Annotated in this window: 13 protein-coding genes and 1 rRNA gene; 9 read left to right on the top strand and 5 right to left on the bottom strand. The window is 42.0% G+C overall.

Annotated features, from left to right (window positions below; translation table 11 throughout):
* The first annotated feature begins 37 nt into the window (after window positions 1–37).
* Together rrf and ACP69U_RS11915 are read left to right on the top strand one after the other, a co-directional pair.
* Window positions 38–152: ribosomal RNA gene (gene rrf / locus ACP69U_RS11910) — 5S ribosomal RNA — on the top strand.
* Window positions 153–363: 211 nt separating this feature from the next.
* On the top strand, window positions 364–1683 hold the full coding sequence (locus ACP69U_RS11915) for a DUF6602 domain-containing protein (RefSeq protein ID WP_426138614.1): 1320 nt from the start codon (window positions 364–366) through the stop codon (window positions 1681–1683).
* Window positions 1684–1708: 25 nt separating this feature from the next.
* Here ACP69U_RS11915 and ACP69U_RS11920 read toward each other — a convergent pair whose 3' ends face one another.
* Window positions 1709–1969 (bottom strand): DUF1289 domain-containing protein, encoded by a 261-nt coding sequence (locus ACP69U_RS11920; RefSeq protein WP_087816287.1) that lies wholly within the window; start codon window positions 1967–1969, stop codon window positions 1709–1711.
* Between the two features lie 188 nt (window positions 1970–2157).
* Between ACP69U_RS11920 and ACP69U_RS11925 the strand changes: the two genes are divergently transcribed.
* The 3 genes from ACP69U_RS11925 to ACP69U_RS11935 all read left to right on the top strand — a co-directional run bounded on the left by ACP69U_RS11925 (window position 2158) and on the right by ACP69U_RS11935 (window position 5665).
* The gene (locus ACP69U_RS11925) at window positions 2158–2805 is read left to right on the top strand and encodes a YqiA/YcfP family alpha/beta fold hydrolase (RefSeq protein WP_426138615.1); all 648 of its coding nucleotides are present in this window, start codon (window positions 2158–2160) and stop codon (window positions 2803–2805) included.
* Between the two features lie 128 nt (window positions 2806–2933).
* Window positions 2934–4820 carry a DNA topoisomerase IV subunit B gene (gene parE, locus ACP69U_RS11930; protein WP_109592054.1) on the top strand — a complete coding sequence of 629 codons (1887 nt, stop codon included), beginning with the start codon at window positions 2934–2936 and terminating at the stop codon, window positions 4818–4820.
* A 149-nt stretch (window positions 4821–4969) separates the two neighbouring features.
* Complete coding sequence (locus tag ACP69U_RS11935; RefSeq protein ID WP_227676014.1) at window positions 4970–5665, top strand: lysophospholipid acyltransferase family protein; 696 nt, start codon at window positions 4970–4972, stop codon at window positions 5663–5665.
* A 118-nt stretch (window positions 5666–5783) separates the two neighbouring features.
* On the opposite strand, the gene ACP69U_RS11940 is transcribed toward ACP69U_RS11935, so the two are convergent.
* Window positions 5784–6452, bottom strand: a complete 669-nt coding sequence (locus tag ACP69U_RS11940) for an SDR family NAD(P)-dependent oxidoreductase (protein ID WP_426138616.1) — start codon at window positions 6450–6452, stop codon at window positions 5784–5786.
* A gap of 305 nt (window positions 6453–6757) precedes the next feature.
* On the opposite strand from ACP69U_RS11940, the gene ACP69U_RS11945 reads away from it, so the two are divergent.
* A complete protein-coding gene (locus tag ACP69U_RS11945) occupies window positions 6758–8173 on the top strand; it encodes a hypothetical protein (RefSeq protein WP_426138617.1) in 1416 nt (471 codons plus the stop codon).
* A gap of 101 nt (window positions 8174–8274) precedes the next feature.
* Here ACP69U_RS11945 and ACP69U_RS11950 read toward each other — a convergent pair whose 3' ends face one another.
* Window positions 8275–9987, bottom strand: coding sequence for a mechanosensitive ion channel (locus ACP69U_RS11950; protein ID WP_426138618.1), 1713 nt, complete (start codon window positions 9985–9987; stop codon window positions 8275–8277).
* 474 nt (window positions 9988–10461) lie between these two features.
* On the opposite strand from ACP69U_RS11950, the gene ACP69U_RS11955 reads away from it, so the two are divergent.
* Window positions 10462–11193 (top strand): FKBP-type peptidyl-prolyl cis-trans isomerase, encoded by a 732-nt coding sequence (locus tag ACP69U_RS11955; RefSeq protein ID WP_201555222.1) that lies wholly within the window; start codon window positions 10462–10464, stop codon window positions 11191–11193.
* A 98-nt stretch (window positions 11194–11291) separates the two neighbouring features.
* Here the strand turns inward: ACP69U_RS11955 and argA are convergent, their stop codons facing one another.
* Window positions 11292–12614, bottom strand: a complete 1323-nt coding sequence (argA, locus tag ACP69U_RS11960) for an amino-acid N-acetyltransferase (protein ID WP_314885753.1) — start codon at window positions 12612–12614, stop codon at window positions 11292–11294.
* Between the two features lie 531 nt (window positions 12615–13145).
* Between argA and ACP69U_RS11965 the strand changes: the two genes are divergently transcribed.
* A complete protein-coding gene (locus tag ACP69U_RS11965; protein ID WP_055125406.1) occupies window positions 13146–13733 on the top strand; it encodes a hypothetical protein in 588 nt (195 codons plus the stop codon).
* A 150-nt stretch (window positions 13734–13883) separates the two neighbouring features.
* Here ACP69U_RS11965 and ACP69U_RS11970 read toward each other — a convergent pair whose 3' ends face one another.
* A complete protein-coding gene (locus ACP69U_RS11970; protein ID WP_314885757.1) occupies window positions 13884–14900 on the bottom strand; it encodes a patatin-like phospholipase family protein in 1017 nt (338 codons plus the stop codon).
* Window positions 14901–15172: 272 nt separating this feature from the next.
* On the opposite strand from ACP69U_RS11970, the gene recG reads away from it, so the two are divergent.
* Window positions 15173–17539, top strand: coding sequence for an ATP-dependent DNA helicase RecG (recG, locus tag ACP69U_RS11975; RefSeq protein WP_426138619.1), 2367 nt, complete (start codon window positions 15173–15175; stop codon window positions 17537–17539).
* Window positions 17540–17557 lie beyond the last annotated feature (18 nt).

Here is a 17557-nt window from a genome sequence, read left to right on the forward strand (position 1 = left end):
AACAATAAAAATAACAGACTCATATCTAACCCCCTTTGCTGACGACAATAGCATGATGGCACCACCTGATCCCTTCCCGAACTCAGAAGTGAAACATCATTGCGCCAATGGTAGTGTGGGTTCGCCCATGTGAGAGTAGGTCATCGTCAGCTCTCTATTCAAAGTAAAACCCCCTGCGACTTATGTCACAGGGGGTTTTCTTTTGCCAACATTTCGGGGAAATAGCGATTTTCTTGAGCACAATGTCTATCTTACATTATTGTGTATCTTTTATTACCATATATATATTGTTGATTTTTAGCGCAGATGCTAAATTCATATAACAAAAATTATTATAACTTCAAAAAATCTAGGAGATATACTTTGATCGAAAAAGCATCTGAGCTACTTGAGAAGTTTATAAAAGCTGAATCCGAAAAGTTACAAGGCATCAAGATGCCTCATATGCCTACTTTAGGCTCTGCATATGAAGAGGTTACTAAACAAGGTATTGATAGCGAATTTACGATTCCAAAATATTTAGACCTGCGTGTTGTGTCTGGTTTCATTTCTATTGGAGATGAGATGCTGCCACAGCAAATTGATTGCATGCTCGTGCATGGAGATGGACGTAAGTATGGACTGACTGAGCAATACATTTATAATGTTGATAAAGTGCTTTGTATTTTTGAGGTTAAAAAAACTTTAAGAAAAGCTGATTTTGTAGACGCTATCCAACATCTTGATTCTATACGTACAAAGTTTGCTGAACACTTTGAATATAAACTTATAAATGAAAGTTATGAACCTGATATTACAGTTGCTGCGAAAGAGTTTTCAAAGATTACGGGAAAAATTGCACCTCAGAGATACTCTGATATACATGCTCTTTCTAAAAGTAACGCAATATTATTCTATGTGCTGGTTCAAGAGTCGTTAGCCCCTATAAGTATTATTCATGGTTATGGAGGGTATAAAACAGAACAAGGATTGCGCACTGCCTTTGTGGACATAATAGAAGAAAAAATACAGAATGAAGGTAATGGTTTAGGAATACCGAGTATCCCGACTTTAGTTACTTCAAATCAATTTTGTCTTATAAAAGCTAATGGTGTACCTTTCTCAATTATTAAAGATAAAAATGAATGGGTTGCCATTTGCTCTACACGATACAATCCTGCAAAAATGATACTTGAGATTATATGGTCAAAAATATCTATACATTTTGACTTAAAAATGCCATGGGACGATGGACTTCATATGGACAATGTTCAACCTTTATTAATAGCTGAAGCTTTTGAGGATGGAGACAAACAAGGCTGGAAATATAACTCATTAGAGTTCAAAGAAAAGCATCTTAAAAGAGAGGATAGTAACATTTGGGAGCCTGCTATTATTGGAGAGGCAGAAATTTCAGCTATACACATTATGCTTATGAATAGTGGGTATCTCATATTAGATGACGAAATGGAAGAGTTTTTAATAAGCAAGCATGGAGTTGCTATAAGTGAAGTAGTAGAGAATCTTATTTTAACAAGACTTTTTATGAATGGAGACAGCTATATCAAACCAATTAATATGAATACTCATATGTTGTTAACTGATGACGGTAAAGGTTTCGTTGCAACTGAAAGGGATAGATTTGACCTTTGGTGTTACGAAAATGAGATAGAGCCTTCTTATACAAGTCTCATACTTTTTTAATAATTTTTCTAATTATCATTACCGCTTAAAACAACTCCCCAACCTCAACATCTTCTTCAAAATCAAATCCTAACTGTTCACCTTTACGCTGTCTCATCTGCTCTATACGCAGTTTACGTCCAGAAACCAGCCTTAAAACTTCACGGCGTTGCTCTGTCGTCATATCATGCCATCGCTGGCGCTCCGTTCGACTGCGCAGGCAACCAAAGCAATAGCCTTTTTTATTGCTTTGGCAAAGACCAATACATGGATTGGCAATCTCAAACAGCTCAAACTGTTGGTTCATGGCGACTCCATTGCTATTATCGTCATTCCTTTGACTTGCATAAAACTATTATGACAATATTATTATGTCGCAAATACTGACTAATGGTGTGCCGTTTTATTGTTATTATTTTTGTTTAGCGGGTGCTATGCTTAGCGTCACTAGCCTATATAAGATAATCATAACAAAATTAATAAGTGAGATGATACGTGAACTTGATTTATATCCATGGACTGGGCAGTGATGCGAACTCTACCAAGGGAATGCTATTAGAAAAATACTGCCAGCATCATCATCCTGATATCAATGTACTGCGTCCCGATTTGAATAAATCGCCACAAGACGTGTTCGATAAACTGATAAGTCTAGTTGAGGAATGGGGCAGCGACTCAAAAGTTGTATTCGTTGGTAGCTCATTGGGTGGCTATTTTTCTACCTTGGTAAGCAATCATACAGGCTGTGCGGCTTTACTATTAAATCCTAGTACTCAGCCACATGTGACATTACAGCGCTTTGCTCATGACCTACTATTAAATAACGATAGTAATGAAGGTCAAGGCGAAGATAAATTGCCAAAGAATCAAATTCTCTATACGACCACTGGCGGTTGGGATATTACTTCTGCGGATTTGCAATGGTTTGCAGATCATCAGTTATCAGAAGTTCATTATCCTAAAAAAATTGCGGTATTTATCAAAGAAGGCGATGAGTTATTAAATCCTGAATTGTCTAAAGCCTTTTATCAAGAGCAAGGGAGTACGGTTATTTTACAAGCGGGTGGCGATCATCGGTTTAGTGACTTTGGTGAGCAGTTGCCGATGGTGATAAATATGCTACAAGATTTAGTACGAGCCTAAATTAGTTGACCACTACAAACAGGCGACATTATATGACGTGAGCGATGGACTATTAACCTTAACGTCGCTATTTTTGGTTATAATGGTTGAATAGAATTAATCAGACATGAATCGTTAAGGATGCATTTGTGAGTCAATATAATGCGCAATCGTTAGAAGTTTTAGAAGGGCTTGAGCCAGTACGTCGTCGTCCAGGTATGTATACCGATACCACCCGTCCAAACCATCTGGCGCAAGAGGTTATCGATAACTCCGTCGATGAAGCGTTGGCGGGTTATGCTAAAACCATCAAGGTGCAACTGCATAGCGATGGCTCGTTGTCAGTTGAGGATGATGGGCGCGGTATGCCGACTGATATTCATCCTGAGTTTAATCAGTCAGGGATTGAGCTGATTTTAACTCGTTTGCATGCTGGTGGGAAGTTTTCGACTTCTAATTATGAAGTGTCAGGCGGTCTGCATGGTGTGGGTATCTCTGTCGTCAATGCGTTATCAACACGTGTTGAGGTGACGGTATGGCGTGATAGTACACAGTTTGATATGGCGTTTGAAAATGGCGCACCAGTTACGCCGTTGACTGAAGCAATCAGCTCAAACAAACGCAAACGTGGTACCAGAGTACATTTTTGGGCAGATGGTCGCTTTTTTGATACGCCTAAATTTAATGTCAAGCAGCTCAAGCACAATCTAAAAGCCAAAGCAGTATTGGCCGCTGGATTGACGATTGAATTTGTCGATGATATTAATAATGAAAAGGTGGTTTGGCAGTTTACTGACGGAGTGGTCGAATATCTAAGCGAACAGTTGGATGGTTTAGAAACCTTACCTGAAGCACCGTTTTATTATAATTACGATGCAAAAGCGGGCGAACGTGCTGCTATTACCTTTGCCTTGTCTTGGTTGCCTGATGGTGGCACGCCGATTCAAGAAAGTTATGTGAACCTTATCCCTACGGCTCAGGGCGGTACGCACGTCAATGGTCTGCGCACTGGTATATTAGAGGCATTGCGTGAGTTTTGCGATATTCATAATTTGCTGCCGCGTAGTGTCAAGCTAACGGCAGAAGATGTCTGGGATGGGGTGAACTATATTCTGTCGCTTAAATTTTCTGAACCGCAGTTCTCTGGGCAAACCAAGGAGCGTCTGTCTAGTCGTGAAGCTGCTGGGGCAGTACAGGCGTTGGCAAAAGATGCCTTTAGTCTGTGGTTAAATCAGCATGCCGATATGGGTACTCAAATCGCAGAGCTGGCGATTAATAAAGCTGGACGTCGTCTCAAGTCTGCCAAAAAAGTCGCCCGTAAGAAAATCACGCAAGGTCCTGCATTGCCGGGTAAGTTGGCAGACTGTCGTGGTGATTTGCGTGATGGTGCTGAGCTGTTTTTAGTAGAAGGGGATTCTGCGGGTGGTAGCGCCAAGCAAGCACGTGACCGTCATTATCAGGCGATTTTACCGCTGCGTGGTAAGATTTTAAATACGTGGGAAGTGTCTTCTGATACGGTGTTATCGAGCCAAGAGATTCATGATATCGCTATTGCTATCGGTGTCGATCCGGCATCTGACGATTTGTCTGAGCTGCGGTATGACAAGGTATGTATCTTAGCGGATGCGGATTCTGATGGTCTGCATATCGCCACGCTCATCTGCGCTTTATTTGTGAAGCATTTCCCTGCGCTAGTGGATGCGGGTCATTTATTTGTCGCCATGCCGCCGTTATATCGAGTAGACGTGGGCAAAGAGGTGCATTATGCGTTAGATGAGCCTGAGCTTCAGCATATTTTGGCCAATGTGCCGGGCAATAAAAAAGCGCAGATTACCCGTTTTAAAGGCTTGGGTGAAATGAGTGCAGAGCAGTTACGTGAGACGACCATGAACCGTGATACTCGGCGTTTAGTTCAGCTAGATATGGATGACATGGTGTTGACTAATAGCGTGATGGATATGCTGTTGGCTAAAAAACGTGCTGCTGATCGCAAGGTTTGGCTTGAGAATAAAGGCAATTTGGCTGACATATCCTAATGGGCTCGATGGATATGTCCATCAATAGCTATATATTTATATAAGTTTATAAACCGGTAAGCTGGCAAGCAATAAAAGCCTATAAAATTCAATTTAGTTGTATAAGCTTAATGTTATTATGTAGGTATCTTTTATTATGTGGTGCCGTCATGACATCAAAGTTATTTAATCGCTCAAAAGCTGCTGCTTCTCAGTCTGTAAACTCTAAAATATTGCCCAAGCTTAGTAGAAAGCAGCTGGGTATTTTAGTTCCGAAACGCGGTAATAAAATTGCGCCAGTGATTGCCTCAGCTATGCTAAAAGCTGCGGGTTGGCGTACGGTTGGAGAGATTCCAAATATTTCACAAGCTGTAGTTTTAGCGCTGCCGCATACTTCGAATATCGACGGGGTTTATGCGATACCCAGTTTATTTGCCCTAGATTTGAAAATCAGTATTATGGGTAAGCATACGTTATTTAAAGTGCCCGTATTTGCTCAGCTATTAAGCTGGATAGGGGTGATTCCCATTGATCGTAGTGATAAAGGCTCAGTGCTGCAAGCAAGTATTGATAAGTTCAAAACAGGTAAGCCACTATTTTTGGGTTTAGCACCAGAAGGCACTCGTCAATATACTGAAACTTGGAAATCAGGTTTCTATTATTTAGCAGTGGGCGCTGGTGTACCTATTTTGCCGGTAGCGATGGATTACAAAACCAAAGAAATACGCTTTATGTCGTTGGTTTATCCTAGTGGTGATATCGAAGCGGATTTACCAAAAATTTATGCTCAGTATAAAGGGGTGATACCAAGACATCCCGAGCGCTTATCTCAACCATTACAAGATATCAATCATTCAGCTGAATAAAGTTTTAAATGAGTTATGAGTACCTGTATTATATTAAGACCCCCTGACTGATTAATGTCAGGGGGTCTTTTGTTTGCGGTGATGAGTTTTAAAAATGGCTAAAAAACTAAGCATGGATTTAGCTGTTGAACGTACTCACCCCGCCATCGACAGGTAAATTCATACCAGTAATGATGGCAGCATCATCACTGGCTAAAAACATCACAGCGGCGGTTACATCAAACGGTGTCGCTGTCTTCCCTAGTGGAGAGTGGGTAATAAATGGATTTGGACTGATATCCGTTGCCACCAATCCAGCAGATACGGCATTAATACGTACATTATTTGGTATATTCTCTAATGCCAGCTTCTTTGTAATATCAGTCAAATCCCTTTGCCTAGCTTTATAGGTCTCTATATTCCAGTCTGCTGATATCTCCGTTAGCGTTGACACATTAACGATATTGCCTTGTGTTTTTATCAGTTCTGGAATAACTGACTGATGAATGCCGACCGCAGTATCTATATTGACCATCACATCAATATGTTTATATTTATCGCGTACATGCTCTATTAATCTTGCCGTTTGGGTCAGATCATTAATATCACTGGTTACGGTAAGGTGATTACCTGTATTGATCCATGTATGATCCTGTGGCAGCTCCTCGTAGATGTATTCTAAAATATCGTTATTAATACCAACGATAATACAATTCGCCCCTTCTTGTGCAAATCTAAGCGCCGTTGCACGACCAATATCAGAATCTGCACCTGTTATAATGACAGTTTTTTCTTTAAAGCGCTTCATAACGTTCAATCCTTTTTATTATATGATGGTCATTAAATAATTTTAATAAATGTCTCTAAAAAATGTAATCAAAGGCAGCCCATAAGCGATAAGTTTGACTGCAAATCATGCTACTTTGCTATTATCATAACAACTCATTGCCCTGAAAGCGACTGCATTTAATAAGGCTTATTTTGTTAAGTTTTTCGTTGGTAGCCTGTCGTTATACCAAAAGAATTTGCGAATATTCAACATGCTCTAGTGTTATGCTCATCAATAGCAACTTACCATACAACGTGTCCATTCGATAATAAAAGGTTAACACTGTGTCTGACTCATCTATTACCCTATCTGATAATGATTGTCTTGTTAATGAGTTGACCTGCTATTTGCAGAAAGATGCTGTAGATATTGCTTTGGCCAATATGCAGCATCTTGAGCATAAATATGACGCGTGTTACCGTGCTCAGCAATATCACTATCAATTGCCAATGGGTAACCTCTCATTACTTGAACTCATATTGTATTTGCCTGCTAAAAGTAGTCTGGTCGATATTAAAGCTGCGCGTATGACGGTAGTAAAGGTCGCGCTCATATGGCACAAGACATATCTTACTCAGCATAAAAATAACGACAACATTAGCCATAATATTTTAGTTTTTGATATTCAGCGCACCGATAAAGTTGAAGAAATCAATAAAATTAAGATAAATAACCAGCAACGACAATCCCTAAAACGGCTCATTCATGGCTTTGGTGTCCGCTATTTTATGGAAGATTTGGTGGTGGATATGAGCGACAGTATGCAGCAGCTACAAGTTTTTAGCTGGCATGACTGGCAGGCGATATTAGCAAGCCTACAAGCACCATGCGAGTTATGGCGATTTTTGCATTATCGTTTAGGGCAATTACAGTATTCAGCCAGTAATCATGTCATTAGCTTTGAATCAGAAGCAGATCTAGTCACTCAGTTTTTACATAGCCCAACTTTATTTACGGACGCTATCGCAGTAGATAATGCACTCATCAAGTACGAGGTGCAAGATGAGCCCAATCCTGCATTAGTCGCTATGACACTTGCCTACAAAAACAAAAGCACGACTGCGCAGATGTATCATCAGCATATGGCGCAAGCGGCAGCTCTGTGGTCGCAGTTAAGCACCCAAATGATAGAGATGCTCGATGCAGAAGTACTAGACAATGCTGATAAAGAGACACTAGGAACAAAACGCTGTTATTGGCAACAGCAGTTATTGGATGAGTCTTTATTTTCACGCCATGAGCTGGTTCGAACTCTATATAGGCATCCTAAACAAGCACATGGTCTGCAAAAAGAAGGTTATGTCGTCCATCAGCACTCTTATGAGAGCTTGGGAAGGCATTATGTATTAATATTTTATGGGCAAGATGTTGAGAGCCAGCACAGTAAACAGGCTATTCAGCCAAACTTAGCAAGGATTGCACAGGATGTTGCGAGCCGCCTGCCAATAGCCGAGCTGCATCATGTGATTGTATTGGGCATTGATTTTATTGACGAGTCTAATGACACCTTTATTGATATAGATTTATGGATTCAACCCGTTGATCCGATGACCCAGCGTGAGCGGCAGCTGACCAAACAATTACAGCGCTTAAACCAACAGCATAAACAGCAAACAGCAAATAATTTATCAGCAAGTAAAAATGAGCCAATGCGAATGCAATTAAATTTGAATATACCTGCACGGAAGACCAAGTCCTGAATATGATTTTGTAGCGATGTTTTGTAGAAAATAAATTTACGCCATAAAAAAAGACAGCCTAGGCTGTCTTTTTTTATTCAAAATATATCGTTAACGATGACTTATTTTAAGTCGTTATTATCAATATCAGTAAAGCCTTTATTACTTGGCGCTAGATCTGAACCAGTGTCGATATCGTCATCACTTGTTTCAACGTGAGTAATATCTACATGACCCGTACTAAGATTGTTGGTATCGCCAGTGCTAGTAGGGAAGTCACTAGTCATTGTACCTGAAGCAGCAGGAGTGTTCTCTCGAACTGAGTCAGCAACTTTTTCTTGTGTACTTGAGCTAGCATGAAGAGCAGATTTCGCTTTAGCTTCTTCACGTTCTTTGTCCATTTTATCCTGCATTTTACGTAGGAAACGTGCAGCAGCTTCTTGACCACCAAGACCAAATGAAAGGGCAAAGGCTACCGCTACGGCACCTAGCGTTAGACCAAATGCTAGGTTAACGATAGAGTCAGCAATACCCATCGCTTTTAGACCCATGGCAAGTACTAAACCCATTATTAGTACACGGACGATATTTGCTAGGAATTGTGAGCCTTGCTCAGAACGCTCAACGACACCTGCAATGATATTGGCAAGCCAAAAGCCAATAAATAGGATAATTGCGCCCAAGATAATATTGGCACCAAACGCAATAAACATGGCGATAATGGCAGAGATAGGCTCAAAACCTAGCAAGTCAGCGGCGGCAATTGAGGCAAATAACATCGCAAAGAAGATAATCGCATAACCAACAAGGTCAGAGACTCTCTTATCGCCCATCGTTTCTTGTAAGCCAACTTTCGCAGGCAATTGATTAATCTCAGTGTTTTCGATCAAACCTTTGATGATATTGGCAACCATACGTACCACATAGAAGGTCACGACTAAAATCGCAACCGCCATAAAGATGTTTGGCAATGCTTCCATGATTTTGTTCAGCATGTTTGTCGCAGGACGAGCAATCACTTCAATTTTTAATGCGTTTAATGCAGCAATAATAGTTGGAATGATCACTACTAAAAATGCCAATGAACCAGCGATATTAGGCAAACTGTTTTTTTCGCTTAAGCCTGCTTTTGTAGCCAATTCTTGAACATTAAAAGTAGAAACAAGGTTGGTCACAATGCCGCGTACCACTTTGGCAATGATATAACCGACGACAAAGACGACACCTGCAATGAGGATGTTAGGGATAAAGCTAAAGATTTTATCAACCATATTAGTCAATGGAGCAAATAAACCATCAAGCTCTAATTTACCCAATACCATCGTCAAAACAACCAACAAGATGAACCAATAAACCATATCGGCAATCGTGCTGCTCATCGGTTTTACACCTGCCTGAGCACTTAAACGCTCATCCATTGACGTTTTCGCCAATGCCGCGTTGATAGCTGTGCGTGCAACAGTAGCCAAGACCCAACCAATAATACCCACAGCGATAGCGCCGATAAGATTAGGGATAAAGGCTAGGACTTGATTGACCATATTTGCAAACGGTGTCGAGATTGAGTTCAAATTCAATTGATTCAGCGCCCCAGAAATCGCGATGATAAAGATGAACCAAAATACAATCTTAGAGATAATACCTTCTAAATCGTAGGTCTTACCCGTTGAAGAGTTCATGCGTTGGTTCAGATTGACTCTAGATAATACATTACGAACCAGTGCCGCGATACCCAGTGCCACTAGCCAACCAATAATAAATATTAAAATAGCACCAATAATAGAGCCGATAGGCCCACCAAGATAACCGTTAAAAGATGTGTACATTGGATTCATCTTATCCTCCTTTAATCATCATACGAAAGCCACTCAACAATATCATCAGTACAGCTAGTGTTGAGCGAAACCAATACATAGATGGTTATAATTAATAGTATTTTTAAAATAAGTTATGCGGTGATATTATAATTTTTGAGTAGGTAACCTTATCAAAAAACCTTATCAAAAAACGTTGGTTTCCCTCGTGTTAATTGCTCTACTGCCAATGTTAATCATCCATGATAAAGACGTACACTCGGTTACTTATCACCTTAACTAACTTAGCTTAGCTGATGTATTAGTAGATTTAAAGATAGAAAGCTTAACGTGTTACTGTATTTGTGTGATAACTTGTTATTATGATGAGAAATATTAACATAGACTGTACATTCGCCCGATAATTTGACGGCAAACATGGTTCCTAAAACTAAGATTTGTTATTATAGGAACATGTGACATCTCGCCACTATCCTTACAATTTGAGAGTACTTTATGAAAAAAATCACTACTTTAAGCGTTGGTGCACTTGCTAGTGCTATGTTGTTGGTAACAGGCTGTAGCACAAATAACGGTAACCAAGAGACAGCTGCTAAAAGCGTTTCAATCACCGAGCAAAGCTCAGCAAATGAAAAAGTAGGTTATAGCTTAGGCTTCATGATGGCTGAAGGTAACAAAGAAGCGGTCGGTGACCTGAATCTTGATACCTTTGAAAAAGGCTTCCGTGATGGTTATGAAGGCAACGAATCAGCATTGACTCAAGAACAAATGCAGGAAGTGTTGACGACTTATCAAAAAGAGCAAGAAGAAAAGTTCGTTAAAGACATGGAAACAAAAGCTGAAGAAAACAAAACTAAAGGCGCTGCATTCTTAGCAGAAAACGCTAAAAAAGAAGGCGTCAAAGAAACGGCTTCTGGCTTACAGTACAAAGTCATCACCGCAGGTACGGGTAAATCACCAAAATCGACTGACGTGGTTGAAGTAAACTACGAAGGTAAGTTAATCGATGGTACGGTATTTGATAGCTCTTATGAGCGCGGTGAGCCAATTGAGTTTCCATTGAACCAAGTCATCGCTGGCTGGACAGAAGGTCTACAGCTGATGAAAGAGGGCGGTAAATACGAGTTTTATATCCCATCAGATATTGCTTATGGCGAAGCGGGTAACGCAGGTATCGAGCCTAACAGCACGCTTATCTTTACGGTTGAGCTGTTAAAAGTAAAATAATACTTAGTACACACCCTAGTGAACAGTGTTAAAAAATAAAGTCATAAAAAAGCCCTCATAATATTATGAGGGCTTTTTTATGATTAGAAATTGAGGATCTAAAGAGTTTTTTGAAAGACTTTAGAATTACGACCGTTATGGTATTTTTCTTGACGCGATGCAGGTAGCGCGCTGGCCTCGACTTCGGCAAAGCCTTGTTCGACGAACCAATGTGCCGTCCGTGTCGTTAATACAAACAACTTGTGCAGACCATGACTGCGCGCTTGTTGCTCTAAAAATGCCAGTAAGTCCGCACCGCGACTACCGCTACGATAATCGGGATGTACGGCGACACAGGCAACTTCTGCTGATTCTGTATCCAATGGATATAGCGCTGCGCAGCCCAAAATCATACCATCACGCTCAATGACACTATAACTATCAATCTCTTGCTCTAAGCGTTCGCGTGAGCGGCTGACTAATATGCCTTGCTCTTCTAGCGGTGATAACAGCTCAATCAGTCCGACCACATCGTCAATATTGGCACGACGAATCTCTTCGTAAGGGTCATGGCTGATAAGAGTACCAGAGCCATCGCGAGTGAATAACTCTTCTAATAAGGCACCGTCTTTGGCATACGAGATAATATGGGTGCGATGGACGCCTTGGCGGCAAGCCAAACTGGCGCAATTTAAGAAATAATTGATCTCGCAATTTAAATCACGATCACGTAAGAAACGATCGACTTCATTGGGAATCATCTCCCTTAGTAAGCGATAATCGTCATTGATGCCTGCTTCTTCGCCCAAGAAGATAAGCTTATCAGCACCCAGTGCCACAGCCGCACTGAGCGCCACGTCTTCAGCTAGCAAATTAAAGACTTCACCAGTCGCTGAATAACCCATTGAGCCTAAAATCACAATATGGTCGTGTAGCAGGTTATTTTTGATGGCTTCAACATCGATAGAGCGCACTTCGCCAGTCATTTGGTAGTCGATACCATCACGAATACCGTAAGGACGTGCGGTCACAAAATTGCCTGAAATGGCATCGATGCGTGAACCATACATAGGTGAATTAGCCAGTCCCATCGACAGCTGCGCTTCGAGTTGCAGGCGAATAGCGCCTACCGCTTGTAAAATAGCAGGCATCGCCACGCGCGGTGTAATTCGAATGTCTTGATGCAGTGGGGAGGTAATGTTGGCATCTTTTAAGTTCTTTTCGATTTGCGGTCGCGCTCCATGTACCAATACCAGCTTGATACCTAAGCTATGCAGTAGCGCAAAATCATGAATAAGGGTGCTAAAATTTGGATGATTGACCGCCTCACCACCAAACATAATCACGAACGTTTTGCCGCGATGGGTATTGATGTAGGGGGCAGAGTTACGGAACCAATGGACGTATTCAGGGTTGATTTGGGGCATGGCGCTAGTAGTCATAATAAGGGCAATAGTAGTGAGAATAAGAAAAGGGGCGTAGCAAAAAATGCCTATCGCTAAAGAATTACCATAGCAAAAAACGCCGTTATGAGCTATCTTTTATTTCAGTAGTATCAATCAATTTTTATCACTGATCGAGGATATACACAACCTCAACACGGGGTTAGTGTACGTACAAACACTTTTTGCTATGCTAAGCGCTATTGCTTTACAGGCGATGAACGAAGATAATCAATAAAAATAAAAACTTTATACGATAAGCTTACCAGCTATGACAAGATAGACGCTAGCAGCATAGACGCCAGCAGCGCTTGCCATTAGCTGTCACTACAATCAGCAGCGATACTAGGTCTGCCAATACTATAATAGTCGACCATTTATAATGAGTTATGTTTCTTATAACATGTTTCTTATAAGTATGTATGTTCCGTCTAAATTGCGCTGCCTATCAACGATTCAATATACACCAAAAGTTATTCAATTTTTACCAGCTGCGTTTTACCGACATATTAACCAGGGATAATGAAAACCATGAAAAAAAGTAACCAATTTGCTAGCCCATTTAGTGCTTGGAGCGGACATCGCTTATTCCACGTTGTGGCTGGTACGCTCATCGGTGCGATGGTAGTGACGCAAGCCTCGGCAATGCTACCGACGCCAGAACAAGCCGTTGATAGTTCGGCAGCTGTACAGACCAATGCTACTAAAAGCAGCAACTCGAGTGCACAGGCCGTCAATAGTAAGATTACCGCGTCATTGATTAGCGTTGATGCAAACGGTCAAGAGGTTTTGGCTCCGGTGAATGCTAGTACGCGCCTACAATCAGGTAATGTCTTAGAGTACCAAGGCTATTTTACCAATACCAATGCAGATCGCGTCCGTAAAATGACTGTGACGATGAGTATCCCTGAGCAGGTAGAATTATTGCGTACAGTATCACCTGAATTTCCATACGGCAGTGCTGACGGCAATACTTTTGCCCGTATGCCATTACGTGGAAAAGTGGATAACCAACTGCAAGAAATTCCATTAAAGTATTATAAAGCGGTACGCTGGGATTTAGAGGGTGTTGGTCTTAATGACACTGTAGTGGTTAAATACCGTGCACGTGTGAAATAAGCCAGTCATTTAATATTAAATACTTTATCAGTGTGATTTATTTAATACTGGCTTAATATTCGTTTAATCACAAAAAGCATCACGGCTCGTTGCTGTGGTGCTTTTTTGTGGGTTGTTAACAAGAAATTTTGGTATGCTGTTGCAAAGCGCTTAAAGCGTCGCGTATTTTCGGCTAGATTTTTCTTTGATTAATTGCTTGATGGCAGCCATCTGTGCGGTAGTGGATTGCGAGCCTGCAGCTATGAGAGCACGGCGCTGGCTGGTATCTAGTGAGCTGATATGACTGACCGCAGGCGTAATCAGCACATCAGCACGATCTCGTTCACGCTGCATCGATGAGGCACGATTGGCGCTTGGCGGGGCTACGATATTACTCTCCAAAAATCCCCAAAAATTGCTTAATCCGTTGAGGTTTAATTTTTTATCTAGTGTAGAAACACCGCTAGGATTGTTAATGCCAGTATCTGTCACATCAACGGCAATAACAATATCAGCGCCCAAATCACGGGCGCTATCGACAGGTACTAGGCTGACCACGCCACCATCGATATATTTTTTACCGACCTTTTCGGGAATACGTGGCGCAATAAAAATATTTGGTACGCTACAGGATGCCTGAACGGCAAGCCCCGCATCACCAGTGGTAAAAATGGCTTTTTTCAAAGTATGCTTCTCCGCCGCGACTGCTGCAAAGCGGATGGGGAAATCCTCTATTGATCGTCCATCGACTTTATCGTTGATAAAGTTCTTGAGTTTGATACCCTCGATGACACCTTGATTGGATAACACAAAATCTGTCAATTCGCTATCTGTAGTGGTCAGTGCCAGTTGCTCAAGTTGTAATGGTGTGTAGCCGCTGGCATATAGGCCACCAACCAAGCTGCCGACGCTGGTGCCAACAATGAGCGTTGGTTTGATACCATTTGCTTCTAGTGCTTTAATCACCCCAACATGGGCGAAGCCTTTGGCACCGCCGCCGCCCAATACTAACGCCACATTAAGTGGCGCTATTTCAGGTGCTTCAGGTAACGGCTGCGCTGGCGTTAGAGCGCTACAAGCGCTGATAGATAATCCAAGTACGGCAATTAAGCTGGTGCATAGCACTCTCATACTATGTCGCACTCTTAGACTATGAAGAGGTTGTCGGTACTGGGCAGGAGGGAACATAAAAACACCTTATAAAATGACCATAATACGGAAAATAAAACATCAGTTATTGATATGATACAAATGAGCCGTTTGACTTTCAGGCTTTTTGACGCAGTATTACTAAATAGCTGAGCATAAGCAATTGTATTGTCAGCTATAATGAAATGAGTCGGTGTTTTGATGTGTCCTGTTGATGACAGCTGTTTTATAAAAAATATCATCATCTACGGTATATTGAAAATACTTGAATGAGTATATGAAAACTAAAAATAATATCGTTAGGATCTTTGATGTCAGTATCAGTGAACGCTTCTTTAACCAGCCCAACAGACCATATAAGGTCTGAGCTGCCACTCTCAGCGCTAGATATGCCAGTGACGGCACTGGCGGGTGTGGGATTAAAAGTCGCAGAACAGTTGGCGCAATTGAATATTAAACGAATATTTGATTTATTGCTGCATTTGCCACGTGATTATGAAGATCGTAGCCGATTGCTGTCCATAGCAGAGGTGGGGCACGGGCAGTCTGCGTTAATTACTGGGCGTGTGGTGCACGTCGATACCAAGCGCAGCGGTATGACGGTCGTGGTAGATGATGATACGGGCACCATATCGCTACGGTTTTTTAAGGTTTATCGTGGCCTTGCACAAACCATGAGCTTAGGGACGCAGCTGCAATTATTTGGCGAAGTAAAGGTGAGTCGTTATGGTAAGCAAATCCACCATCCTGAATATCAAATTATCAGTAGTAATGAGACGGTAGTAAATACCGGTTTGCAGCCCATTTATCCAAGTGTTAAAGGTTTGCATCAAAATAAGCTGCGTACCTTAATTAAGCTGGCATTACAGACGGTTCGCAGTGAAGGCTTACCGATGACGCTGTTTACTCCTACAGACTTTGCAGTCGTGGCTGACTTGCCATTAGCACCTTTTGAACCGACGAAGACAGTAGTAACAGAGGCAGAGTATCCAGAAGATATATTTTCGACACTGGCGCGTAGTATGCCAGATAATACGATTGCTCATAGCGTTAGTAGTGTCAATAAAGCCAATGTCTATGATGCCAATAATAATACAAACAGTGATATCCATACAGTCGCTAATAGAACAGTTAATAACAACGTCTATAATCTGACGATATTTGAAGCCTTAGTATTACTGCATACGCCGCCGACTTATACCGACGCAGGACGACAATATCAGCTACTCACCCAGTTAAGTGCCCGTACTCATGCGGCATGCCAGCGTTTGATTATTGAAGAATTAACCGCCCATCAGCTCAGCTTGTTATATCGTCGTCAGCAACTGCATCAGCATAAAGCACCCAAATGTGCTACACAAAGTCCGATTACCGATAAGCTATTTGCCACATTATCATTTGATCTCACTAGCGCCCAGCAACGAGTCATGAAAGATATTACGGCTGATATGGCAACGTCCATCCCAATGCTGCGGTTGGTGCAAGGTGATGTGGGCGCGGGCAAGACTCTGGTCGCAGCGGGTGCAGCGGGTTATGCGCTTGATAGTGGCTGGCAGGTGGCGGTCATGGCACCCACGGAGATTTTGGCAGAGCAACATTTGGTCAATTTCAAACAATGGTTTGAGCCGTTAGGTATCGGTGTTGGCTGGCTTGCTGGTAAACAAACGGCGAAGCAGCGCCGCGAAGCGTTGGAAGCCGTCGCAGAAAACACGGTGCAAATCGTGGTCGGTACTCATGCACTGTTTCAAGAGCAGGTGCAGTTTGCCAAATTGGGCTTAGTTATTATCGATGAACAGCATCGCTTTGGTGTTGAGCAGCGTATGGCACTGACCAATAAAGGGGTGGCGAATAGCACACCACATCAGCTGATTATGACCGCTACCCCGATTCCGCGCACGCTCGCGATGAGCGTTTACGGTGATATGGATACCTCGATTATTGATGAATTGCCACCGGGGCGTACGCCAATTACTACGGTGACCATTGACCGTAATCGACGCGATGAAGTCATTGAGCGGATTGCGGTTAATTGTGAAGCGGGTAGGCAAGCGTACTGGGTTTGCTCGTTGGTCGAAGCGTCTAGTGTGCTGGATGCGCAAGCTGCTGAAGCCACTTATGAGGATTTAAATGAGCGCTTGAATATTCGCATTGGTCTTGTCCATGGCAAGATGAAATCCGTTGATAAACAAGCTATCATGCAAGCATTTAAAGCTGGCAATTTGGATTTGTTGATTGCCACAACGGTCATTGAAGTTGGGGTCGACGTACCTAATGCATCGTTAATGGTCATCGAAAATGCCGAACGATTAGGTCTATCGCAATTACATCAGCTGCGCGGGCGAGTCGGGCGTGGCTCAACCAAAAGCTATTGCGTACTGTTATACCAAAAGCCATTATCAGAGACAGGTACAGAGCGCTTAAATGTCCTGCGTGATAGCACTGATGGTTTTGTCATTGCGCAAAAAGATTTGGAACTGCGTGGTCCCGGTGAGTTATTAGGCAAACGTCAAACGGGTAATGTTGGTTATTATTTGGCTGATCTGATACGTGACGAGCAGCTTTTTGCCATTGCTCAGCGTTTAGCCAAACATCTAATTGCAGATCCTACGCGCAAGGCAGATGTCAGCCAACTGATTCACCGCTGGATGCCTGAGGCGAGTCGTTATACCAATGCCTAGGGCGTGTTCTCAATTCAA

Source organism: Psychrobacter sp. TWR1-1-1 (assembly GCF_049895865.1).
Lineage (GTDB): Bacteria > Pseudomonadota > Gammaproteobacteria > Pseudomonadales > Moraxellaceae > Psychrobacter > Psychrobacter immobilis_A.